The following is a 22,517-nucleotide window of genomic DNA, read 5'->3' on the forward strand; positions in this document are numbered from 1 at the left end:
AGAACGCGAATTGAAGTGACGGCTGTTTATCTGACATAAAACCTGCTCAGAATTGAAATTCCGAGCTAGTAGCGTAAGTTCGTTCAAATAGACTAAATCCTTCTCCTTTGACGGATTTGGGGACTTCTGTTACGAGCCAGAAAATTGATTTCCTGCTAAACAAAATGGCGAAACCAAAGATTTGTCAGTCAATCAGGACGGGTGGTCAACAAAAGAATTAGTTCATTTGGCATCCTATTTTGATCAACTTTTGATCAACGCAGATTGCAGCGATTCGGCTAGCTATCGAATCAATCAACTCAATTACCGCCATTTCCCTCATATTCTACTAGGCTGAATCGCTATCTGTTAGGGCGCTAGCATTGGGCAAGAATGCCCTGATTTCTGCACAGTGATGGATTGCAGCATGGGGGCTGACTAAAGAGAATTATTAAATAAATCAAAAGCTTTGAAAAATTAAAAAATTGGTTTTGGATCACAGGAAAATCCAATTAAAACTTGGTTTTAACCTATAAAAGTGCATTTTTCTTAAAACAAAGAGTTAATTATGTGAACGCTTACTCTCTGGAAGAGTTACAATTTCTAACCAAAATTCTTCAATCCGTTTGACAATTTGGGCAAGCTGTTCCAGATCCGACGACTTAATTACATAGCAATTGCCTTGAAGCGTGTAGCTATTCAAAATATCCGCTGCCTCGGATGACATAGTTAGGACCACCACCGGAATGCGCCGCAACTGGGGATCGGCTTTCAGCTCGGCCAACAGTTCTCTGCCGTCTTTCCCAGGCAAATTCAAGTCCAGCAAAATCAGATCGGGTCGGCGGGTACTCGCATAGTCGCCCTGTTGTCGCAGGAGTTGCATCGCCTGCTCCCCGTTGCCAATGGCTATAATCTGCGGCTGTAGGGTTGTTTGGGCTAGTGTCTGTTGAATGGTCTGAATGTGGTCAGGGTTATCTTCCACAATCAAAATCAATTGCTCTGCCGCAGGTTCTTCCATATCCGGGTCAAAAGATGCTCTCATCCAAACCTTACTTCATTCCTTACTTCATTAAGACAGAAATTTTGGAGGATGGCGTAAATCTTCCCTGAACTGAAGGAACTGATTGACGTAAAGGAATTCGCATCATGAACTTGGTGCCTTTCCCAAGAGTGGAAAAGCACTCTAATTTGCCACCATGTTTTTCTGTAATGATTTGGTGGCTGATCGACAGGCCCATTCCCGTACCTCTTCCAGGCGGTTTGGTGGTAAAGGAAGAATCAAAAATTCGCTGTTGAATTTCTAGAGGCATCCCGCTACCGTTATCGACAATGGCAACTTCTCCCCAGTCTGTATCAAATGCGGTTCGGATTGTGATTTGATTCGGGCTGTCTAGAGTGTCTTGGCAAGATTGCCTTCGCTGTTGTCTTAAATGGCATCGATTACATTTACAAAACGTTCATGAAAACCTAATTTAACTGTCCAGCACGGCATTCGACTAGGGGTAGATTTACGTGATCTTTGATGAATTCAATTGCGGATCTTGGGGGTTGGGCCTTGAGTCGGTGTTGCAAAATCACCAGGGTGCTTTTGATGCTTTTATGAATATCTATGGTATCTACAGCTTTGAATTCCGCTTCGTCTGTGCGAGAGAAGGTGCACAGCGACAAAACACTTTAGCGAATCCGTTCGGTCCCTAGCTGCATCGAGTTGAGGATCGTAATCATATTGCGAAACTTCAGAATGCGGTAAGCTGAAGGACAGTCGAGATGGGCAACCCTGTGGAGCCAATTGTCAGCCAAGAAAATCAAGCCTTTGTGCATATTCCTGTCCTAGCGTCAGCGGTAGTTGAGGGGTTGGCGGTTCAGGCAGGCGGGCATTATCTGGACGCCACTGTGGGCGGCGGTGGTCATAGCGCCCTGATTCTGGCAACCGCAGCCGATGTGCGAGTGACAGCGTTAGATCAAGATCCACAGGCATTGCAAGCCGCTCAGCAACGGTTAGCCGAGTATGGCAATCGGGTACAGTTTCACCACACTAACTTTGCCGATTTTGGGCTAGGAAACCAGCGATTTGACGGCATCTTGGCCGATTTAGGCGTTAGCTCAGCCCAGTTTGACTGGGGCGACCGGGGCTTTAGTTTCCGGCAAGAGGCACCGCTGGATATGCGAATGAATCCCCAGCAAGACCTGACCGCCGCTGAGATTGTCAACACCTGGAACGAAACCGACCTGGCAAATCTAATTTACACCTACGGCGAAGAGCGACTATCACGCCAAATTGCTCGCCGGATTGTCGAACGCCGACCGTTTCAGACCACTGTCGAACTCGCAGAAACCATTTTTCACTCCGTGCCGCGCTCCTACCGCTATGGCAGAATTCATCCAGCTACCCGCACCTTTCAAGCTCTGCGCATCGCCGTCAACCGAGAACTAGACGTACTGCAAACTTTTCTACAAAAAGCACCCCTGTGGCTCAAACTCAACGGGCGGCTGGCCATTATTAGCTTCCACAGTTTAGAAGATCGAATCGTCAAACATGCGCTCAAGGACTCAGACCTTTTGCGAGTGATCACCAAAAAGCCAATTGTACCCAGCGAAACCGAAATCGCGCAAAATTCCCGTGCTCGCTCTGCCAAACTGCGAATAGCAATGCGAATAGCTGATGAATATCCAATCAATCCGCAAGATAACTATTATCGACATAATAGCCCTGCGGGCATCTCAGAAAAGGGGGATTGTACTACGCACACGCTGCGCGAACGAACTCAAGTTTAGTGAGCAAAACGAATTCATTTTCGATCTACTGAGCTTCAGGAACCATTCGGTCAGCAAATCATTCAAATTTTCAAGCGGCTGCCTGTGATTGCCAACAGGTCAATATACTGGCCATTTGTCTAAATCAAATTCAGCAAAAGTGATTTAACCCGGCCAAAAACTTGTAGACTATAGGGCTAGTCGATTTGCTCCCGGTTTGTGGGGGCGTCATTTGTCCAATTGCTTGCTTCCATCCCAGTTCAGCCTATGACCGTGCCTAGCATGACCCGTTTCATGACCAAAGGATGGCGATGCTCAGCCCGATGGTTGCTGCCAGCCTTGTTTTTGCTATCGCTGATGGCGGTGCTGATGGCGAGTGCCTTTGTCCCAACGGTAGCCCAATATCCCCGGCAGGAGATTCGCGGCGTCTGGATGACTACCAACGACACTGACATTCTGCGAGATCACGCCAAACTACAGGATGCGGTTGGTCAACTGGCCCGGCTGAATTTCAATACAATCTATCCGGTGGTCTGGAATGCGGGCTATGCCATGTATCCCAGTACGGTGGTGCAGCAAGCTGGGATTCAGTCCTTTGTCTATCGCGGCATTCAGGGCCAGGATATTCTGGCAGATTTGATTGCTCAGGGACATGCTCGCGGGATGCTGGTGGTGCCCTGGTTTGAATTTGGCTTTATGGCTCCACCCACCTCGGAACTGGCGACCAAGTATGCCAACTGGCTGACGCAAAAGCAGGATGGGACCAAAACCTCAATGAGCGCCGCTGGGGAAGTGGTATGGCTGAATCCGTTTCGTCCAGAGGTGCAGCAGTTTATTTCTAGCCTCGTACTCGAAATCGTCACTCGTTACGATGCTTTCACCCTGGTGGTCCCAAAGTGATCAAAACGATTCAGTCGGAATTTGCTTTAACGGACGAGCAGGTGCAGCTCAGCTGGAATACATTAGCGAAAATTGGCAACATATCTTCGGGTACAGTAATTTACATGCTGAATGAGCTGATGCAGCAACAAATTCCTCATGAATCCTATGGTTTGATGATTGGTATGGGGCCAGGATTTGCGCAAGAAGCTGTCTTGTTAAAGTGGTAGCTCAAGCACTTTTCCTGCATTTTCAGCTCTCACTGATAAATCAACCTTGGCATCTAACGATGGATACTCGCTTCCTTTTCCTTATCATCATTTTACTAGTTCTGCTTCAGCGCCTGTGGGAGTTGCGAATTAGCAAAGCCAACGAAATTTACCTGTTGCATCACGGCGGACAGGTGCGTGGTTCCAATAACCTTAAGCTAGTCAAGTTTCTACAACTAGGCTGGTTCGCCGCCATGATCCTGGAAGTCTGGTGGTCGAACCGCCCATTGATCCCCCTCCTCGCCAGTTTAGCGTTGTTATTACTAATGACCGGGCAGCTGCTGCGCTATGGTTCGATGAAGGCATTGGGCCATCGCTGGACCTTACCCTTGATCACCCTGCCCGGTGTAGCGGCTGTGGACTCTGGTGTCTACCGTTTCTTGCGGCACCCCAACTGGCTGGGCGTGATCTTGGAAATCGCAGCATTGCCTCTAGTACACAACGCCTGGATTACGGCTGCTCTGTTTAGTTTTATCAATGCACTGTTGATGGTAGATCGAGTTCGGCAAGAGGAGCAAACCCTATCTAGGGATAGCGATTATGAGCGATTGATGGGCGGTCGTCCCCGTTTTTTATGGTTGCCTAGGTTTGGTGTCAAGGCACCTGTTAGCCGATTGTAATATTTTTTGTTACTCTCACTAAAATTGTCCTATTTCAGCAGTAGGATACAATCTTTCTTTTACAGCCGAGCTTCACAACCAAAGCGCATCTTGGAGTTGTGTATAAAAACAGAAGTTAATCCGTATAAGTTGTGTGATTTATTACAACTCGATTCTTGTTATGCCAGAATGTTCATTGACACAGAAATGCATCCCGATTAAATTGTTAGCAAATAATTTAACTGCTATTTTATTTAAATCTATTCTTTGATTGTTGCTGCTATGAAACATTACCAGCTAACATCCACTGAGGCTAATTGTCCAATCTGCTGCTCGCGCGACGCTCAACTCTTGTGGTCGGTTAGTGCTGAACAAGCCGCTCGGCACTATGTTGCCAAGGAAGCCGATCTGCAAAGGTTTCAAAACTTGACATCCCACATCAAAACCCTTTGGCAGCAAGATTTTTGTGATGTTGTTCGCTGTGACTATTGCGGTTTCTGCTATAGCTATCCTTATATCGCAGGAGATGCCCGGTTCTATACATTGGCCTACGAACGAGAGGGGTATCCCAAATGGAAATGGGAACATCAGCTAACCTCTGATGCTCTAAGCCAAAGCAAGAATTTTACGCTACTGGAAATTGGTGCAGGAGACGGAACTTTTTTAAAGGGAATTAGCCCTAGTCTGACCGCCAAAGAACATGTACTATGTACTGAATATTCCGACTATGGCAAGCGTGAAATTGAAAAATATGGCATTCAGTGTCTAGCGCAAGATGTCAGAACGATAGAAACTGAACAATTTCATGGCTATTTCAATGTAATTTGCATGTTTCAGGTGATTGAGCATATGGATCAATTAGACCTTCTGTTTCAACGCCTGAACTGGCTCAGTCGGCCAAATGCCAGCCTTTTTATTTCTGTGCCCAATCCCAAATTAATTGAGTTTGCTGAACTGAATGGTGGCTTGTTAGATATGCCTCCCAATCATATTGGCCGCTGGAACAAAGACTGTTTTGAGAAAATTGGTAAATGCTGGAGATGGGAGATAGAAGGATACGAGATTGAGAACAACAGCTTGCCTTCCAAAGCGATGCTCTTCTGCAAGTACCGTTTCTGGCGGGAAAGCCAGCACTACAATACGTTCGCTAATCGAGTTCTCCAAATTAAAAATGGTCATCTTAAGAAGGGAATGCAGGCAGTGGGCTTGGGGTTATACGCGCTCGCCTCTTTACCTCAACTGGTTCCTTTACAATCTCCAGAGCTGGGCTTTTCTCAGTGGGTTCACTTGAGAAAAATGGATTAAAACAGAACCCTTATAGTTTATTTTATCTGGCAGGCATACCTCAAATATTTGCCCCAAGCTCTTTACTGTGCATTGTGTGGCAGTAACATAACACTCTCTACACCCTGATTCCAAACATCTTTCTGGGATTTGAGTCGCAGTTCTTGCCACCGTAACCCAAGCAAACAGGCCAGAAAAAGCATAAATCCGGGTTCCTGCATACCAGCTTGGATCCATCCCACTACAAATACGCAGAGCAATTGAAATCGCGATAGGTCATCTTTGCATACATAACGCCAGAGCAAAGAATAAAGATAGAAATAGGCTACCAGTCCAATAATTCCCAGATCACCCCAAAGTCCTGCCCAAGAGAAAAATGGTGAAAACATAGTGCTGCCATTGGCTAACCAACTGTCAGCCATGTCTTGCCATACTTGCAGGCTGATTTCATCCATTCTAGTCGCGCCGAATGGGTTTAGTAAGCTGCTGTACTCCCGTAGCATTACCATTCCAAGACGATCTAGAGTATGACCTGGCCCCAACCCCAGTAGCCAATTGATAGGAGAATCCATATGGTCTAGGATAGCTTGGATTCCAAATAGCTTGAATCGAGTTGCCTCGCCTTCCGGTCCATAGATCTCAGGTCGAATCCAACCTCTGAACGCTCCTAAGAACGGAAATTGAAACATAGCCCACCAGAAAGCCTGGAACCCAAGCACAACCCCTATCACCGAGAGGAGTGCCTTCCTAATATCTTTCATATTGGCTAGTGATAGCAGAGCAAAGGCAACGGCACCCACAATTAAGACCTGCTTAGCATCTGCCTCAATAATTTGGAGAAAGCAAGCTAGCATGACCAAGGCTCGTATCCATAGGGGCTGATTTTTGGCCGCTACGAGAAAATAGGTCGCAAGTGCTAGAGTTACCGAGGCACTCACAATCACTCCAGCACCTTGGCAAATGAATACGCCTGTGATGGTGTCTACTCCGTCAAGATTTGGGCAGGGGCTACGACCTCGAATATCCCATCTCAGTACAAATCGCTGAAGCAAAGCTAGAAAGAGATTGAAGAATCCAAATCCAAGTACATATTTACGGAATCGAGCGAGCGTTTCTTCCGACATCGAGATGCAAACAATCGCCAGTAGCAACATGGCTGGTTCATTAAACAACAGGAAATGTAAAACGACATTGATAATTCCTGCGTCATTCCACCAAGCACTCGCAAAGCTTACAGTTAACAGCAGCATCAAGGCAAATAAAATCTTCTTACAGACTGCAATTTGCTGTCTATCTCTAGATTTAGAATTGAGAATTGCTACACCGAATGCGAGAGGCACAATTGCGAAATGCAAGAAGTTAACCAGAGAAGGAAACTTAACTAGCATCAGTATCCTGGGGAAAAAGCCACTGGCAAGAGCTAGCAACACCAAGGTCGTGCTGTCAATATAGCCTTTCTTCTTCTGGGCTAGTGGCGCTTCAATCATCATTGAACTTGATTGCTCTTAATTCTTTACCTGATTAATAGATTATGCTTTGCCTATCGAATGTCCAAGGCGTTCCTAGTGCTATATCGCTGATTTGTATTTAGTACTTATTCAGTGCTATTTTATTCTAAAAAAGGCGACTCAAGCTCACATGAGTTTTCAAGAGGGGAAGTTTCTAAACGAAACGTAGATTTGAACCGATGTCGATCGCCTCCTGTTATAGCACGTAGACGACGAGCACTTGCTTCAATTAAGGCTATTGGTAAACCTTGTAAAGAGTGCAGCCTGCGGCTCCAACACATTGAACGATGTCAGTGCCTCGCTGCAAAATTTCCAGTGGAACAGAAGAAAATTTCTCAGAGCTAAGCAGAGCCGTTAGCACTTCCTGATCACTAATCATTGCCAAGGGGCGAGTATTAACAGGTTGATTTTGAGCATTCCTATAAGCCGGATGATTGAGCAGGAACTGCAGATGACATCTTCTCAATGTTATCGTTAGATAATGTGTAATGGTAGACATCATGCCTTCTCTCTTTGAGTAGCTCGGTTTCAGCTTGAAAAAACTGCTCTTCACTGCCGCTGTGCTGGTAATAATTGTGAATTACTAGAATATTTACTAAGTACAGGACAAAAAATGAAGGGTGTGGAAAAACTCATTTGTGAGTAAGTCAATGTTGACCCTGCGTGGGGGCGAAGCCCCCACACCCCCTTGTTCACAACCTATTTATGAACGCCGTAGATCGATAAGCATCAATAAATGATAAATGGTTTTTAGGTTGAGTAATTTCTCACTAATTCAGATGTTTTTGAGTTAGTTAGTAGATAATCAGCTAATTGATTCTCAATTTCATTCCGTACAATCTGTCGATAATCTACAAAATGTTCTAAGTGAGCACAATTGGTCAAATAATGTTCAAACACACCTGGATTGCAGCGAATAATTGAGAATAACTGCTGCCAAAACTGCCAACGGGTATTGCGCTTCAGCCCTTGTCGCCAACAAATGATGAATAGTGCCCGCAAGTCTGCTAATCCTGGCAGTTTAAATTTTCGCTTGTGTGGCCGAGGCTTCATGTTGATGAAATGACGATAGACTCGTGCTAAATAGCGATCGGGTTCATACAACTCCCAAAAACATTGGATATATTCATGGGCAATCTCTTCTAAGGGACGGGTTGGAACAAAATTAATCAACGTCGTCTGATGAATATTGGCTTCACTCCCCGTTTCCAATAAACGTCCTTCTTTTTGCAAACGCTGTGACAATGCAGTGTTGGGCAAGGCTTGCAACATACTGAACAGAGCCTGTGGAATTGCGGTCGCTTCCACAAACTCAATGATGCGATCGCCTGCGCCTGATTTTTCACCATCGAACCCAATGATAAACCCCGCCATCACCCGCAATCCAGCCTGATTGATCGTTTGAACGGCTTCTATCAGAGAATTACGAGTGTTTTGGTGCTTTTGGGTCAATGACAGACTATCAGTATCTGGGGTCTCAATGCCCAAAAAGACAGCCGTAAAATTGGCTGCAATCATCAAATCCAATAATTCTTGATCTTGTGCCAGATCAACGGAGGCTTCTGTTGAGAGACTGAAAGGATAACCGCGTTCTGCCATCCAGGGGATCAGTTCTCGCAGCAGCAGTTTAGCATTCCGTTTGTTACCAATGAAATTATCGTCTACGACAAAGATCGATCGCCGCCAGCCTAAGTCATACAGCGTTTGTAACTCTGCTAAAAGTTGAGCCGGAGTTTTCGTGCGTGGCTTGCGTCCGTACAGCACAATGATGTCGCAGAATTCGCATTGGTAAGGGCAACCGCGCGAGAACTGGACGGACATATCGCTGTATGCTTTGAGGTTCAGCAGGTCAAATCGAGGAACAGGTGTAGTGGTGACATCTGGCTTCTCTCCATTCGCTCGAAATACTCCTGAAGTATCGCCTCGTTCCAACGCTTCTACCAATAACGGTAAGGTGATTTCGCCTTCGTCCAACACCAAGAAATCGGCTCCGGCTTCTTGGGCGGTTTCAGGCACAGACGTGACATAGGGACCGCCAACCGCAACTTGCTTGCCTCGCTGTTTTGCCTTTTCAATCAAGTACAGCATGTCATCTTTCTGGACAATCATGCCAGAAATGATCAGCAAGTCTGCCCAATACCAATCTGCTTCACTTTCATATCCAACATTGCGATCAACTAATCGAAATTCCCAGGTTTGAGGCAGGATAGCTGCCACGGTGATCAAACTGAGCGGCGGAAGGGAAACTTTGCGTCCGATCAATTCTAGAGCTTTATCAAAGGACCAAAAGGATTTAGGAAAGAGGGGATACAGCAACAACACTCGCATAGACAGTAGTACTAAATTATAGATTAACGATCAATAGGAATCTCAACTGTGAAACAGGTTCGTCCATCTCCATACTCAACTTGAATAGCCCCTCCTAAATAGTCGTCCCTGAAAAACCGAATTCAAGCGATCGTGGAAGCTTGAATCAGAGGAGCTGTTAAAAAGAATCGGAACAACTTGCGCAAATTAAATCCACAGCCAGCGAGAAACGCATTCATGCGGTCCCCAAGTTGGCCTCGTAAGTAATTGCGACCTAACCCATGATCTTGTTTCGCATGGCCAATGACCGGTTCAATCGCATTGCGGCGTCTGAGGAACCGCTTGAGAGTGGTGGTCGGTTGGCGAGTGCCTGCGACCACGACTTGAACATCCTCGGGATGATAGTTCGCCCCTCGAAAGCCTTTGTCCACTGCCGCTTGCTTGGGTTTGACAGCCGTGAGGCGGTGAGTTTGAATCAATGCTCCCCGCAACGTGGTGCCATCATAGGGATTGCCATGCACGGCATCCACTGCCACAATCCAATTGCTCAACTGGGTAGTCACCAGCACCACCTTGCAGCCAAATTCATAACGTTTGTGCACTTTGCCTTTGACAATGCACTCAGTTTCAGGAGCATGAACACTGTAGAGTTTGCCCGTATCTTTGGGCTGTTGCTGGTAAATTTGCTTAGCAATCTCCAGCAATGATTGCAACTCTGATGGTCGGTCAGTCACTTTGCGTTCAATGTCGCGAATCACTCGCCCCAAATAAGTGCGCAATTTGCGGGTCTGTTGCTTGGCCCGTTGACCTTGCCGTGCGGCCGCATAGCGACTTTGCCAGAACAAGGCATGTTTGCCCAGTCGCACATAGCTTTGCCTGAGCTTGACCTGATGCTGACGGGCCACTCGCACCAAGGCTCGTCTAGCTTTGTCATACAACCGGGCATCGGTGGGAAACGCAATTGCCTTTTCCTGAACCGTGGTGTCTACATTCACTCTAGCAATCTCAGACGGCTTCAAGGCTTGCTGCCGCATAGCGGTTCGCACTACCTGCGCCAAGAGTTTCTCCACGCCCTCAATGCCTACCCGCTGTCGCCATTTGGGCAAACTTGTGGGATGACAGGGACACTCATGCTGAAAGGTCTCTTCTCCACAAAAGTATTGCCAGTAGGGGTTTTCTACCCACTTGCTGACCACCGATTCATCACTTTCCCCATAGAGCGCTTTCAAATAGTGCAACCCTACCAGCAACCGGGTCGGTAGAGCGGGCCGCCCCCCTTCACTGCTTACGGTGTGACCAAATTCCCCTTCCAAATCCCTCCAATCGATGGCTTGACTCAGTTTCACCAATGGATGCTCCAGGTTCAACTGGTCTTTGAGTAAGGGTTGAGGGTTGGAGGATGCCCCTGTTTTGGAGCGAAATCCACGACTCATTTCTCCAGATTTTGCTGTCTTGACTCCATTTCCTGGTTATTTTACACCCTGGCTCAGTCTCTGATACCCTTGTTCTGTCTAGCTTTGGATAGTTTTTCAGGGATAACTAGTTAGAGTTTAGGGTGCCCAACAACTTATGCCCGGTTCCAGAGAAGCTCGACCGACGATTCGCTTTGTCGATGAGTATTGCCAACTCTATGCGGATTTGTGTTCAGACGTGCGCAGCTTTGAAGCGCTTAAGTTTACATCTGGGGCTAATCAGCGAGATAAAACGAAAATCAGTGTCCGCAATTACGAAAGCAGTTGGACTCGACAACAAGGCTTACATCACCTTCTGTGAAAATCTCCCTGGAGCGCCCAGCAGCTACGCAGATGAATGCGTTTATCTGTCCATTGGGGCATCGGTTGAATCTACAACGCATCTTTTCATCCGCTTAGAGTGACCAAAGAGGGCTATGCAGAATTCTCCAGACAAACAAATGAGTGGGGTACTCGCTTTGAATGATCCAATCATCGGTCAAGCGTTAAACTGGATACACACAGATCCAGCTCATTCCTGGACAACCTCAGAATTAGCTCAACAGGTTAAGGGGTTTGCGATTAAATAACACCCCGGTCATGCAGGAAGAATGGTAACATCCCACGTGAGTAACGTTTCAGACCGTTGCCAAAAGGGAAGATAAGGTTCTAATTCCTCAGCCAGCAACTTGATTCCCTTTTGATAGATGCCATCGACCAAGTAGACCACAGGAGCCATCGCTCTCCAACTCATATGACTTGCCCATTGAACAGCAGCTTCTACCGAATCTAATATGGCTCCATTCCAGTAATGTTCTAACGCCGCCCAACATCGTTCGATTGCATTGTACTTGCTGTGATACGGCGGGTAGTAAATGAGTCTGATGCTCAGACCAATGGTCTTGGACAATTCGACCATGCGTTTGATGAACTGAGTGCGGTCACTACGGGTAGCAGGACCCCCATCTAAATTAAGCACCCACTCCTCAACATCAGGATCAAGAGCCTGATTGTCTTGCCACCACCAATCTAAGCAATCGACGATGAAATCGCTGGTTTCTGCAGACTGCCCTAGGTAAATCGACAACTCGTCATTATCCAAATTGAGAATGCCGAACGGAATCAACACCGCTTGCCATTCGTTATCGTGGTCATCTGCCTTTTTTGCCTCTAATGTCCGGGCTTTGCCATTGCGCGCGAGATTCTCGATCTTGACTTGCTTCAGGGAATTCACAATGCTCTTGGCTGGATTCCTTTCTTTTCTACCCCGCCTTCAACCCGGCAGATGTTTGCCACGGCGTTGGTGCTAGCGATTATGATTTTGCCTACCATCATTGCTATCTCTCGTGATTCGCTGATTTCGCTGCCACCCCAGTTGCGTCAGGGGGCTTATGGGTTGGGAGCAACCCGCTGGGAGACAATCATGCAGGTTTTGCTACCCGCTGGACTATCGGGCATTATCGGCTCAGTAATGCTGGCGCTAGGTCGGGCACTCGGTGAAACGATGGCCGCCGCTATGTTGATCGGCAATGCCAACCGGGTGAATGTGTCTTTGTTTGCCCCCGCTTCTACTATTTCGGCTTTGATTGCTAACCAATTTGGAGAAGCCAGCGGCCTTCAGCGGTCTGCGTTGTTTTATCAGGCTCTGATTTTGATGATTTTGACGCTGATCGTTAACATGCTGGCCGAAGTGATTGTTAGTCGCTTTCAGCAAGTGGAGTAGGCGGTTGAGCGATCAGTTGATTGTTCAACTGGCAGATTTATTGAACCTGAGTCCTGTACCTGTTTTACCCTATGAGTTCACCGAATCAGTCCAGTCGTCCTCAAAATGACAACCCCTACGACATTGCAACCGGCGAGTTTGACAAGGGAGTTACATCCGGGCGCAAGTTATTTGGCAAAGTCATGACGGGCTTGGTAATGCTGTGCGTTGCTATTGCCCTGTTACCGCTGGCTTCCATTTTGTTCATGCTGTTAAAGAATGGCCTCAGCCGCCTGCTGCAAGATTTTCCCTCCGTATTTACCGAATTGCCGCCGCCGCCGCTGGTCGATGGAGGAGGCTTCCGCAACGCCATTATTGGCACCTTAGTTACCTGTTTAATTGGTGCTCTGATCAGCGTTCCGTTTGGGGTGCTGACGGCAATTTACACGGTAGAGTTTGGGCAGGGCAACAAGTTATCTCAATTTGTGCGATTCTGCACCAATGTACTCAGCGGTGTGCCTTCGATTATTGCCGGTCTATTTGCCTATGGGGTGGTGGTGCTGCTGATGGGTACCTTTTCGGCGATTGCCGGTGGTGTGGCGCTGTCGGTGCTGATGGTGCCAATTATTATCCGCACAGCAGAAGAAGGGTTGAAGTCGATTCCTAGAGAAGTGCGGCAAGGACTGGTAGGCATTGGAGCAACCAACTTCCAGGGTGTCACTAATGTGATCCTTCCCGCGGCTCTGCCCTTTATCGCCACTGGAGTAACGCTAGCCTTGGCAAGGGCTGCTGGTGAAACAGCACCGCTCTTGTTTACGGCTCTGTTCAACCAATTTGACGCTCGCAGCCTACGCGAACCGATTGCGACGCTCTCGGTGCTGATCTACAACTACGCAATCGCCCCCTACAAAAATCAGAACGAACTGGCTTGGGCCGCTGCACTGATCGTAGTCTTGCTGATTCTGACCGTCAGCATTTTGGCCCGTAGCCTGACTAGCCGCAAGGTTTACTAGGAGGCGCAACAGTTCACGTAGTCTACTCAGTGGCTTGCCTCATCCAATTGGTTTAGCTCACCTGTAGGAAGTTTCACTCAACTGATCTGCTTACAATTCGATTGACAGCCCACAGTTCGCCAAGCTGACTAGGATATTCCGCTAAATCTGTTTCAAATTGCTCTCAAAACCATAGTCAAGTTACCCCTGATCCTTTATGACGAATCCCTCTATTCAACAAGATGCGATTAACAACTCTATTGCTGGCGACATTGTTATTCGCACTGAAAATGTTTCGATTTTCTATGGCTCCTTCCAGGCCGTTCGCAACGTTTTCCTAGACATTCCTAAACACAAGGTCGTTGCGTTCATTGGACCTTCGGGCTGTGGTAAAAGTACGCTCTTGCGTTGCTACAACCGCTTGAATGATTTGATTCCAGGTGCCCGCGTTGAAGGAAAAATTACCTATCAGGGTGTGGATCTATATGACCCGAAGGTGGACCCTGTGGAAGTGCGGCGTCGGATTGGTATGGTGTTCCAGCGTCCCAACCCGTTCCCCAAATCCATCTACGACAACATTGCCTTTGGTGCTCGTATCAATGGTTATAAGGGCGATATGGATGAATTGGTGGAGCGTTCACTGCGAGGTGCCGCTCTGTGGGATGAGGTCAAAGATAAGCTTAAGGAAAGCGGTTTGTCCCTATCCGGTGGTCAGCAACAGCGCTTGTGTATTGCTCGCACCATTGCCATTGAACCAGAAGTCATCCTGATGGACGAACCCTGTTCTGCGCTTGATCCAATTTCTACCTTGCGTATCGAAGACCTGATGCATGACCTCAAACAGCGGTTTACGATTGTGATTGTGACTCACAATATGCAGCAAGCATCCCGTGTGGCAGACTATACGGCCTTCTTCAACGCAGAGGCAGGTGACAGCGGCAGCCGATTCGGCTATTTGGTGGAATATGACCGCACCGAAAGTATCTTTAATGCGCCGAAACAGCAGGCTACTCAGGATTACGTCAGCGGTCGATTCGGTTAAAGCTTTTGCCCTACCTACCCATCTCAACTGACAACACGGAGAGCAATTCTTCGTGTTTTTTGTGTTCGTTCTACATTGCCTATCTAGTCGTCCCTGAAAAACTCAAGAAGCAGAGTAGGACAGGCATTACAGCCTGCGCAGGGCATGATAGAATTGCCAGAAACTGGGCTAAAAGCTGCAAAAGCTGGTGAAAGCATGAGCCAATCTTCTCCCGCTGATTCAGAAACACCGCTTGCGCCCCTACTGAAAAGTGACCATCCTTTGGTGAAGCGGGTGCAATAGATTGGAACTATTTTGAGGCAGAGTTTAGTAATCAAAACATTGAAGTGGGTCGTCCTGCGTTGCCGACTCGCTTGATGGTCGGGTTGCACTACCTGAAAGCGATGTATGACGAAAGCGATGAATCGGTGGTGGAGAGATGGACAGAAAATCCCTACTGGCAATACTTCTATGGAGAACAATTCTTTCAACATGAATTACCCTGTCATCCGAGCAATTTGGTGAAGTAGCGCAAACGAGTTGGAGTAGAGGGAGTGGAGAAACTTCTCAAACAAGTCTTGAGAACAGCAATAGCACAGCACGCGCTCAGTAAAAATGAACTGAAACGAGTCACGGTAGATACGACAGTTCAACCCAAAGCCATCGCCTTTCCTACCGATGCCAAACTGTATGAAAAGGCTCGTCGTGCCCTGGTGCGAGTCGCTAAAGACCATGCTATCAAACTGCGGCAAAGCTATGCTCGATTGGGCAAGCAGGCGCTATTCAAGCAGAGTCGCTATGCTGCGGCTCGTCAAGGACAACGGGCACAAAAACAAACTAAGAAACTGCGGACATTTTTAGGACGAGTGATTCGTGATATTGAGCGTAAACTTGTTCCGATTCCCCAGGCATTGCAGTCTTTGTTGGAACGGGCTAAACAAATTTACCAACAGCAAAAACAAGACTCCCACAAATGCTACAGTCTTCATGCTCCCGAAACCGAATGTATTGCCAAGGGCAAAGCGCATCAACGCTACGAGTTCGGCTGCAAAGTGGCAGTGGTGACGACTGCGCTCAGCAATTGGATTGTCGGCATCGAAGCCCATCACGGCAATCCCTATGATGGAGCAACTCTCAAACCTGCACTGATTCAAGTCGAGCGTCTGAGTGGTATCAAGCCCCAAAAAGTGCTGGTTGACCAGGGATTTCGAGGACAAGACCATCATCCACCAGATGTAGAACTTCTCATCTGCGATAGACGCAAACGCTCAGAATTGCTCAAACGTCTGCTCAAGCGGCGCAGTGCCATTGAACCGATCATTGGTCATACCAAACATGATCATGCCCTCGGACGGAACTATTTGCAGGGGCAAACCGGCGATCGACTCAATGCACTTCTGTCTGGCTGTGGCTTCAATCTACGAAAGCTTTGTCGCTTCTTGGCTTCAACTGCGCTTAGTCCTGCTCAATTGACCGCTTGACCACTGTATTTTTCAGGGACGACGATCTAGCTTGGAAGTTGGCTCAGGCCGGCAAGGAATCCATTGTGACGGCAACTTCAGATTCCTATACAGTTTGGGTCAATTTGCGGGTGGTTAGTCCGGCAGCTTTGCCAAGTTGGTCTAATCCTGGTTTAGAGGTGGAGGCGTTTGAGCCTGCCCCTTCTGGGCTGGTGCCGTTAGAGGCAGTGCTTTCTGCCTAAGGTCTGAACAAGTTGACAGCGCCATACTACCTCGGCATACTTTAGGGATTGCTTTGATTGGATGGGTAGCCTGAGTTGGTGGTTTTAAGAAGTCTATGTCTGTGCTAGCCATTGGGCGCCGAAGGCAAGAGCGGAGCAGGCTTTTGAGCAGGCTCGTTCGTTATTGCTTGGCAGGGCAGTAACTCAGCCGCTTCCGCGATTGAGTTGACCGGAGTTTCCTGCAATGCTAAGGACGCGTCATAGCCTCCGGGACGACCCATTCATCAAACTGTTCCGCGGTGAGAAGGCCAAGCTCAAAGGCAGCTTCTTTCAGCGAAGTTCCTTTCTTGTGCGCGTGTTTGGCTATCTTCGCCGCATTATCGTAGCCAATGTGCTGATTAAGTGCGGTAACCAGCATCAATGAATCGTTCAGATACCTGTCGATCTGTTCGCGGTTGAGTTCTATCCCCGCGATGCAATAATCAACAAATCCGTGGCAAGCATCATGGATCAGGCGGACGGAATGCAGGTAATTATGGATCATTACGGGCTTGAAGACGTTGAGCTCAAAATTACCCTGTGAACCCGCAAAGCCGATCGCCGCGTCGTTGCCCATTACCTGAACCGCGACCATGGTCATCGCTTCACTCTGCGTCGGATTGACCTTGCCGGGCATGATCGACGAGCCCGGTTCGTTTTCCGGCAGCGTGATCTCTCCGATGCCGCATCGCGGGCCCGAGGCCAGCCAACGGATGTCGTTGGCGATCTTCATCAATGACGCGGCCAGCGTTTTCAGTGCGCCGGAAGCGAAAACGACCTCGTCATGTGCCGACAATGCGGCGAATTTGTCAGGGTGAGCCCGGAAAGGCAATCCCGTTAGTTCGGCGATCTTTGCCGCGGCACGGTCAGCAAATTCAGGGTGTGAATTCAGCCCGGTTCCCACAGCAGTTCCGCCGATCGCCAGGTCCATCAGTCCCGGCAAAACCATCTCGAGCCTCTCGATATCGCGATCGATCAGATTTGCCCAGCCGCCGAATTCTTGGCTCACAAGAACCGGCGTCGCATCCTGCAGATGCGTCCGGCCTATCTTTACGACGCCTTCGAATTCTTTTGCCTTCGCCTTTATGGCGTCGGAAACTTTACGTAATTCCGGAATGAGTGCCGTCGTGCGTTCAGCCGCAGCAATATACATTGCGGTCGGGAAAGTGTCGTTCGACGACTGCGACTTGTTTACATCATCGTTCGGGTGGATCGGCGTTTTCGAGCCCATTTCGCCGCCTGCAATCTCGATCGCGCGGTTCGAGATGACCTCGTTGGCATTCATATTGGTCTGAGTGCCTGAGCCCGTCTGCCATACGCGGAGTGGAAAATGAGCGTCCAGCTTTCCTTCGATCACCTCATCGGCGGCCTGCGAAATGAGTTTCATCTTATCCTCGGGCAATTTACCGAGCTCGAAATTGGTGATGGCCGCGGCCTTTTTCAATATCCCCAGAGCTCGTATCACTTCGCGGGGCATCACATCATTGCCGATATTGAAATGCTTTAGCGAACGCTGTGTCTGAGCCCCCCAATAAACGTCCGCGGGCACCCCGATCTCGCCCATCGAATCAGTTTCGATACGTGTTTTCATTCTTTTTTCTGCTGCTTCTGACATAGTAAGATTTTGCCACGAGATGCCCTGCGGAAAAAACCCACATATTGTTTCGCCGCCAAGGATAAACGGCAGGTGTTGATTTATGAACGGAATGACCTAGTGGTCATCTGTATTCTCGCGTTTCTGCTCTGTATCTGGTGGCCCTGTGGTTGTTCCGGTGCCTCTGATCTCAGTATGTCTTATAACACCGCCGAGCTTGGCGGTCCATCCCATCGTCGCGACGGTTATAAGCGACAAGATTAAGGTTGCGAAAAGCAATCCCCTGCCCAACCCGTTTTCCTTTTTTAGAGATAAGTAAACCAGGGTGATAAGCGCCGAAACGCCGCTGATCAAAGCCGCGATCAGCGCAAATTTTGCGAAGTCCTCATGATTTTCGATGAGTGATTCCACGACGCCCGGAAGATTTTCGACAGTTTCCTCCGCAGGCTCACCTGTAAGAAACACTGGGATCGCAATCATCGCCGTAAAGACCACCAGACAAAGGCCTACTTTCGATACTGGATCATTGCGTCGGAAAACGCCCCAACCTAGGATGATCGCTCCAAAAATGGCCCCGATCACCGGAAAATGGTTAAGAGCTAAATGAAAGTACGTCCAATCCATATAAACTCCTTCAAAACCAAACGTGACGATTCAGGAATACCTCAATTCTTAGACTCCTTGCTCTCCATAGGCAATCCGGCCTCTTTCCACGCTTTCCATCCCCCAGCCAAAGACCAAACGTTCGTATAACCCATCCTCTGCAGCATATCTGCCGCCAGAGCCGAACGATAACCGCCTCCGCAATAAAGTATCATTTCCGTTTCTTTATTGGGGTATGTTTGCACGATGTCGCGTTCGATAACGCCGCGGCCAATGTGAGCAGCCCCTAAGGCATGGCCCGAAGTCCATTCGCTATCTTCACGGACGTCGATCAGTACCGCTCCGCGTTCAATTCGATCTGCGGTTTCGGCTACGTCAATTTCTTTGATCCTGGAGCGCGCATCACTAACTATTGCAAGGAATTCTGCTGAATGGTTCATAAAGATCGTGTCCCATTTCACTGCTTGCCGCGTCTTTTTCTTCAGGGTCGCCTGACCGAGTAACAAATGAAAAAGAGGGAAAGACAATGAGATCATATTTACCGATAACTATACTTACATTATCGTGCTTTGCGGCGGGATGCAGCAAGGATGCAGAGGTTAACGCATTTATCAAAGAATTTGATGGCACCACAAAGGAGATGATCGAAAAGATAAATGCAGACCCAAGCGCCAGCGGGGTTGACGCGGCGCAAAAGGCCTTTGATGCACGAAAACTCCAGCTAACGGCCAAATGGAACGAGATAAAAGGAGCGGTCGGCTTTCAGGTCTCAAAAGATACCCGCAAAAAGCTGGAGCAAAGCGTAACCAATAATATGAGGGCTCTTACAGAGGCTTCCATCAAACATATGGTAAAGATGGCCGCGGATAAAGACGCCTCAGCCAAATTCAAACAGCTGCTGAAAGACTATTCGGACACATTTACCATGGAAGCCAAACAAAGCTGATGCCAATAAGAGAGGAAGCCGCTTAGCTCTTTACCAAACAAGGATCGATGCCCGGGAGCGGCAGCTCAAACCGAACTTTCCGAGTGATCACCGTTACGGAGGCTCGCGAGCATTTCGCGGGCCTCTTTTAGCTTATCGAGCGGGACCTCGTTCAAAATATTGCCGATATCGGCGGCGCTATCGTCACGCATCAGCCCTCTGAGCGGATGCCGCTCGACATCAACGCCCTCGCGGTCCGGCTTCCACGCATACAGGTCGTTCGGCGTGCAATTCAGCCGCTCGCATATCAGCTCCATATGCCGATAACTGATCGACCGCACGCGTCCATTCAAAAGGTTCCACGCCGTGCTGTGCGATATCCCCAAGCCCCGCAGCGTCTTAAAAGGCTCCCGCACACCCCGAACCGCAAAAATACGCCTCAGATCAACCTTTAGCATAACCATCCATCCGTAATATAAAACCCACGGTCAATAACATACCACTATGTGTTAATAACATACCACTATCTGTTAATAATATAAAAGTAGCAATCAATAATATACCACTATGTATTAGTAATATGCGAATATATGTGAGAAATATAAAACTCAATGTTCGAAACATGCGAAAATGGCTCCATATCATAAAAACATGGAGCCAATTTAATTAACCCGCAAGACATTTTGATGTGGGCTGTTTAGACGTTTGCGGATGTTGCCGCCGCGTCGGCCTGTTCGTCGGTGCCCCAGATGCGGTCGAGGACGTCGGCGATCTTTGCCTCCATACGCTCGATCAGCTCGCGATTTGCCTCAACCAGCCGCTGCTCCGCCTCGATCTCCGCCACGATCCTCTCCTGCTCCTCAATCGGTGGAAGTGGGATTTGTATTTGCTTCAAATGCGAAGGACCGAAGTTGGGCTGTGCTGCGCCCGTTATCAGCCGGTCAACTTGCTGCTTGAATAACGGGCTGTCAAGGAAGGACTTGATATATCCCTGCAAAATCCTCGCCGGGTCCAGTGGATGAAGACGGATGTTGCTCGTGTTCACGATGACGCGATAGCCTGGGTCACGAAAGTAGGCATTCTTTCCGTAGGTCGCGCCAGAACTCGCCAATATGATGTCGCCATCTTCAACGAGGAAGTGAGAGTATTTCTGGTCGAACTCGTCAACGGAAATGTACTTGTCGGAATTATCCAGAATGACTCGGCCACCGACGATGTTCTTTACGTTCAAGAGCTTGATTCCGCTCGAAGTGAACTGCCAGTTGCGAATGCCAGGGCCCTCTTGAAAGTCGTCTCGAATCTGAGTCACAGTGCCAGTAATGGTCACGAGGAAATCATCACGTACTTGCAAGTTGCCGATGTTCACTTGCGGGGCAGCATTGAGGTTAACCGGGCGATCGTTCTCCGGTCTACCGTTTCCTGGTCTACCGTTTCCTGGTCTACCGTTTCCTGGTCTACCGTTTCCTGGTCTGCCGTTTCCTGGGCGGGGTTGCCCAATCACCTCTGATCCATCTGCGCGAGTAATCCGAATTGCATCGAAGTCTTCCAGATCATCCAAATCCCCCGTCACGGTCACCTGTTCGCCTATCGCTAGGTCGATGGTGCCCGAACCTCGCCGGATGGCATCAACCCAAATCTGCCCTGTGCTGTCCTGGAGCAGAAACTCGTCTTCACGGACATTGGTGACTGTTCCAGCAATGGTAACAATAAAGTCATCACGAACTTGCAGATCCCTGATATTCGTAACCATCTCGAAGACCTCCAGCAAAGCAATAGAGTAGAGCGTTTTTCACTCATGTGAGGTACAGGGGGTGTGGGGGCTTTGCCCCCACGCAGGGGCACTGCCCCTGCACCCCGTTTTTCGTACTTCACTAGCCTGAAAAAGGCTGTATTGAAGCCAAACAGAACTGATTTTTTCTGGTTACAGAACAGTGTTTAGCAATGAATGATGACCAGAAAATGACCAGAAGGTTACCCCTGCATTGTGGACTTCAGGGATTTTCTGCGCTTGAAATAAAATTCTTTGGAAAGTATCTTGGTAAAATTGTACTGGTGGTGTCATACTTTACTGCCCCTCTCAAATTCAGCACAATGAAATCAAAACAATTGGTTGCTTATTGTTTAATGGCGGGGTTGACGATTGGGCTAGTGGCGTTAGTTGGCCTATTTACTCCTAGGAAAGGTGAGGGCAACGCTACTGCAACCTGTGCCTATCGAGTCTGTATGGCGCGCTTTGGCTACCATTCGATGTTGATTATCCCGGCTGAAAACCAGCTATATAGCTGGCGAGGTCGCTTCAGTGGGGTGGATCAGACTATTCAGTATGTGGGCGTTGGCTGGGGCGAGAGAACTTGGTACGTAGATCCGCCCAGCTCATCGGTTGCTCAATTGATTCAGGGTACTAGAGCACTGCTGTTGCCGAATGCGTCGATCATCAAAATTCAGCGCTATTCTAGTTTCCCTGGCCATTACGAAACCGAATGCATTGGGGTGACTGCAATCCATTATCTCAAGCTGATTGAATTCATTCAACAAACGTTTCAAACTGATGCTAATAATCAGCCTATCCTTGTTACAACCGATAAAGAATTGAATGCTACCTTCTACGAGGCTAAGGGTACCTATTCGCTGTTCAATAACAGCAACCATTGGACAGCAAGAGGCTTGCAGGTGGCCGGTGCTGATACTCCCCTATGGGCAGCTCATGCTGTGGCAACTATGCATGTGCTAAAGCCAACCTGTGCTGAACCATACTCAACGAGTTCGCAAGCTAACAAAATCACAAAGCAACAACTGACAAATCTGAATTGATACTTGCAAACCGCTTCCAAATGGCGCGAAAGTAAAATATTTATGAAAGGGTGTCCTATCTACTTCCAAAAAATCTGCTTTTTGGCTAAGCTATCGTATGACCCGAAAGGGCATTCCTA

General features: G+C 48.2%; 23 protein-coding genes and 2 pseudogenes. 14 read left to right on the top strand and 11 right to left on the bottom strand.

The window, feature by feature from the left end; all coding sequences use genetic code 11:
- Positions 1-541: 541 nt before the first annotated feature.
- Together JVX88_RS11695 and JVX88_RS11700 are read right to left on the bottom strand one after the other, a co-directional pair.
- Entirely contained in the window at positions 542-1,021 is a 480-nt protein-coding gene (locus JVX88_RS11695) for a response regulator (RefSeq protein ID WP_225931386.1), read from the bottom strand.
- 19 nt (positions 1,022-1,040) lie between these two features.
- Positions 1,041-1,355, bottom strand: a complete 315-nt coding sequence (locus JVX88_RS11700; RefSeq protein WP_211628663.1) for a sensor histidine kinase — start codon at positions 1,353-1,355, stop codon at positions 1,041-1,043.
- A 391-nt stretch (positions 1,356-1,746) separates the two neighbouring features.
- On the opposite strand from JVX88_RS11700, the gene rsmH reads away from it, so the two are divergent.
- From rsmH to JVX88_RS11725, 5 genes are all read left to right on the top strand, one after another.
- Entirely contained in the window at positions 1,747-2,754 is a 1,008-nt protein-coding gene (gene rsmH / locus JVX88_RS11705; RefSeq protein WP_263975503.1) for a 16S rRNA (cytosine(1402)-N(4))-methyltransferase RsmH, read from the top strand.
- Positions 2,755-3,000: 246 nt separating this feature from the next.
- Entirely contained in the window at positions 3,001-3,633 is a 633-nt protein-coding gene (locus JVX88_RS11710) for a family 10 glycosylhydrolase (RefSeq protein ID WP_263975504.1), read from the top strand.
- On the top strand, positions 3,630-3,842 hold the full coding sequence (locus JVX88_RS11715; protein WP_211627467.1) for a 3-oxoacyl-[acyl-carrier-protein] synthase III C-terminal domain-containing protein: 213 nt from the start codon (positions 3,630-3,632) through the stop codon (positions 3,840-3,842). Before JVX88_RS11710 ends, JVX88_RS11715 begins: the two co-directional genes overlap by 4 nt.
- A gap of 59 nt (positions 3,843-3,901) precedes the next feature.
- Positions 3,902-4,501 carry an isoprenylcysteine carboxyl methyltransferase family protein gene (locus tag JVX88_RS11720; protein WP_211627468.1) on the top strand — a complete coding sequence of 200 codons (600 nt, stop codon included), beginning with the start codon at positions 3,902-3,904 and terminating at the stop codon, positions 4,499-4,501.
- A 405-nt stretch (positions 4,502-4,906) separates the two neighbouring features.
- Positions 4,907-5,785 (top strand): class I SAM-dependent methyltransferase, encoded by an 879-nt coding sequence (locus tag JVX88_RS11725; RefSeq protein ID WP_211627469.1) that lies wholly within the window; start codon positions 4,907-4,909, stop codon positions 5,783-5,785.
- A 62-nt stretch (positions 5,786-5,847) separates the two neighbouring features.
- Here the strand turns inward: JVX88_RS11725 and JVX88_RS11730 are convergent, their stop codons facing one another.
- From JVX88_RS11730 to JVX88_RS11740, 3 genes are all read right to left on the bottom strand, one after another.
- Positions 5,848-7,254 (bottom strand): hypothetical protein, encoded by a 1,407-nt coding sequence (locus JVX88_RS11730; RefSeq protein ID WP_211627470.1) that lies wholly within the window; start codon positions 7,252-7,254, stop codon positions 5,848-5,850.
- A gap of 768 nt (positions 7,255-8,022) precedes the next feature.
- Complete coding sequence (locus tag JVX88_RS11735; protein WP_211627471.1) at positions 8,023-9,600, bottom strand: B12-binding domain-containing radical SAM protein; 1,578 nt, start codon at positions 9,598-9,600, stop codon at positions 8,023-8,025.
- Positions 9,601-9,722: 122 nt separating this feature from the next.
- Positions 9,723-11,012: an IS5 family transposase gene (locus tag JVX88_RS11740; RefSeq protein WP_211627472.1), complete on the bottom strand. Its 1,290-nt coding sequence runs from the start codon at positions 11,010-11,012 to the stop codon at positions 9,723-9,725.
- 136 nt (positions 11,013-11,148) lie between these two features.
- Here JVX88_RS11740 and JVX88_RS38270 point away from each other — a divergent pair.
- Positions 11,149-11,329: pseudogene (locus JVX88_RS38270) on the top strand (IS701 family transposase); the annotation flags it as partial.
- Between the two features lie 299 nt (positions 11,330-11,628).
- Here JVX88_RS38270 and JVX88_RS11745 read toward each other — a convergent pair.
- Positions 11,629-12,264 carry an ISAzo13-like element transposase-related protein gene (locus tag JVX88_RS11745; RefSeq protein ID WP_211627473.1) on the bottom strand — a complete coding sequence of 212 codons (636 nt, stop codon included), beginning with the start codon at positions 12,262-12,264 and terminating at the stop codon, positions 11,629-11,631.
- On the opposite strand from JVX88_RS11745, the gene JVX88_RS11750 reads away from it, so the two are divergent.
- The 6 genes and pseudogenes from JVX88_RS11750 (at position 12,247) to JVX88_RS11770 (ending at position 16,447) form a co-directional block, all read left to right on the top strand.
- Positions 12,247-12,753: a PstC family ABC transporter permease gene (locus JVX88_RS11750; protein WP_263975505.1), complete on the top strand. Its 507-nt coding sequence runs from the start codon at positions 12,247-12,249 to the stop codon at positions 12,751-12,753. The two genes, JVX88_RS11745 and JVX88_RS11750, sit on opposite strands and share 18 nt — an antisense overlap.
- Before the next feature lie 71 nt (positions 12,754-12,824).
- Positions 12,825-13,745 carry a phosphate ABC transporter permease PstA gene (gene pstA / locus JVX88_RS11755; protein ID WP_211627474.1) on the top strand — a complete coding sequence of 307 codons (921 nt, stop codon included), beginning with the start codon at positions 12,825-12,827 and terminating at the stop codon, positions 13,743-13,745.
- Positions 13,746-13,941: 196 nt separating this feature from the next.
- Entirely contained in the window at positions 13,942-14,766 is an 825-nt protein-coding gene (pstB, locus tag JVX88_RS11760; protein WP_035996902.1) for a phosphate ABC transporter ATP-binding protein PstB, read from the top strand.
- A 326-nt stretch (positions 14,767-15,092) separates the two neighbouring features.
- Entirely contained in the window at positions 15,093-15,275 is a 183-nt protein-coding gene (locus tag JVX88_RS38275) for a transposase (RefSeq protein WP_225931387.1), read from the top strand.
- 12 nt (positions 15,276-15,287) lie between these two features.
- Positions 15,288-16,226 (top strand): annotated as a pseudogene (locus JVX88_RS11765) (IS5 family transposase); the annotation flags it as partial.
- Positions 16,227-16,291: 65 nt separating this feature from the next.
- Entirely contained in the window at positions 16,292-16,447 is a 156-nt protein-coding gene (locus JVX88_RS11770; RefSeq protein WP_211627475.1) for a hypothetical protein, read from the top strand.
- A 226-nt stretch (positions 16,448-16,673) separates the two neighbouring features.
- Here the strand turns inward: JVX88_RS11770 and fumC are convergent, their stop codons facing one another.
- From fumC to JVX88_RS11785, 3 genes are all read right to left on the bottom strand, one after another.
- Positions 16,674-18,056, bottom strand: a complete 1,383-nt coding sequence (gene fumC / locus JVX88_RS11775; RefSeq protein WP_225931389.1) for a class II fumarate hydratase — start codon at positions 18,054-18,056, stop codon at positions 16,674-16,676.
- A 120-nt stretch (positions 18,057-18,176) separates the two neighbouring features.
- A complete protein-coding gene (locus JVX88_RS11780; RefSeq protein ID WP_211627477.1) occupies positions 18,177-18,683 on the bottom strand; it encodes a hypothetical protein in 507 nt (168 codons plus the stop codon).
- 41 nt (positions 18,684-18,724) lie between these two features.
- Complete coding sequence (locus tag JVX88_RS11785; RefSeq protein WP_263975506.1) at positions 18,725-19,189, bottom strand: rhodanese-like domain-containing protein; 465 nt, start codon at positions 19,187-19,189, stop codon at positions 18,725-18,727.
- On the opposite strand from JVX88_RS11785, the gene JVX88_RS11790 reads away from it, so the two are divergent.
- Positions 19,189-19,608, top strand: a complete 420-nt coding sequence (locus tag JVX88_RS11790; RefSeq protein WP_211627478.1) for a hypothetical protein — start codon at positions 19,189-19,191, stop codon at positions 19,606-19,608. The two genes, JVX88_RS11785 and JVX88_RS11790, sit on opposite strands and share 1 nt — an antisense overlap.
- Before the next feature lie 65 nt (positions 19,609-19,673).
- On the opposite strand, the gene JVX88_RS11795 is transcribed toward JVX88_RS11790, so the two are convergent.
- Positions 19,674-20,045 (bottom strand): helix-turn-helix domain-containing protein, encoded by a 372-nt coding sequence (locus JVX88_RS11795; RefSeq protein ID WP_211627479.1) that lies wholly within the window; start codon positions 20,043-20,045, stop codon positions 19,674-19,676.
- A 239-nt stretch (positions 20,046-20,284) separates the two neighbouring features.
- On the bottom strand, positions 20,285-21,337 hold the full coding sequence (locus tag JVX88_RS11800; protein ID WP_211627480.1) for a restriction endonuclease subunit S: 1,053 nt from the start codon (positions 21,335-21,337) through the stop codon (positions 20,285-20,287).
- 341 nt (positions 21,338-21,678) lie between these two features.
- Here JVX88_RS11800 and JVX88_RS11805 point away from each other — a divergent pair, with 341 nt between their 5' ends.
- On the top strand, positions 21,679-22,398 hold the full coding sequence (locus tag JVX88_RS11805; protein WP_211627481.1) for a DUF2459 domain-containing protein: 720 nt from the start codon (positions 21,679-21,681) through the stop codon (positions 22,396-22,398).
- Positions 22,399-22,517 lie beyond the last annotated feature (119 nt).

The sequence above is a fragment of the Leptolyngbya sp. 7M genome (assembly GCF_018128485.1).

What these genes read in the sequence shown, in the direction of transcription:
- JVX88_RS11805 (WP_211627481.1), top strand. Translation starts at nt 21,679, where the DNA reads ATGAAATCAAAACAATTGGTTGCTTATTGTTTAATGGCGGGGTTGACG.
- rsmH (WP_263975503.1), top strand. Translation starts at nt 1,747, where the DNA reads ATGGGCAACCCTGTGGAGCCAATTGTCAGCCAAGAAAATCAAGCCTTT.
- JVX88_RS11780 (WP_211627477.1), bottom strand. Translation starts at nt 18,683, where the DNA reads ATGGATTGGACGTACTTTCATTTAGCTCTTAACCATTTTCCGGTGATC.
- pstB (WP_035996902.1), top strand. Translation starts at nt 13,942, where the DNA reads ATGACGAATCCCTCTATTCAACAAGATGCGATTAACAACTCTATTGCT.
- JVX88_RS11795 (WP_211627479.1), bottom strand. Translation starts at nt 20,045, where the DNA reads ATGCTAAAGGTTGATCTGAGGCGTATTTTTGCGGTTCGGGGTGTGCGG.
- JVX88_RS11790 (WP_211627478.1), top strand. Translation starts at nt 19,189, where the DNA reads ATGAGATCATATTTACCGATAACTATACTTACATTATCGTGCTTTGCG.
- JVX88_RS11800 (WP_211627480.1), bottom strand. Translation starts at nt 21,337, where the DNA reads ATGGTTACGAATATCAGGGATCTGCAAGTTCGTGATGACTTTATTGTT.
- fumC (WP_225931389.1), bottom strand. Translation starts at nt 18,056, where the DNA reads ATGAAAACACGTATCGAAACTGATTCGATGGGCGAGATCGGGGTGCCC.
- JVX88_RS11740 (WP_211627472.1), bottom strand. Translation starts at nt 11,012, where the DNA reads ATGAGTCGTGGATTTCGCTCCAAAACAGGGGCATCCTCCAACCCTCAA.
- JVX88_RS11695 (WP_225931386.1), bottom strand. Translation starts at nt 1,021, where the DNA reads ATGAGAGCATCTTTTGACCCGGATATGGAAGAACCTGCGGCAGAGCAA.
- JVX88_RS11710 (WP_263975504.1), top strand. Translation starts at nt 3,001, where the DNA reads ATGACCGTGCCTAGCATGACCCGTTTCATGACCAAAGGATGGCGATGC.
- JVX88_RS11730 (WP_211627470.1), bottom strand. Translation starts at nt 7,254, where the DNA reads ATGATGATTGAAGCGCCACTAGCCCAGAAGAAGAAAGGCTATATTGAC.
- JVX88_RS11735 (WP_211627471.1), bottom strand. Translation starts at nt 9,600, where the DNA reads ATGCGAGTGTTGTTGCTGTATCCCCTCTTTCCTAAATCCTTTTGGTCC.
- pstA (WP_211627474.1), top strand. Translation starts at nt 12,825, where the DNA reads ATGAGTTCACCGAATCAGTCCAGTCGTCCTCAAAATGACAACCCCTAC.
- JVX88_RS11720 (WP_211627468.1), top strand. Translation starts at nt 3,902, where the DNA reads ATGGATACTCGCTTCCTTTTCCTTATCATCATTTTACTAGTTCTGCTT.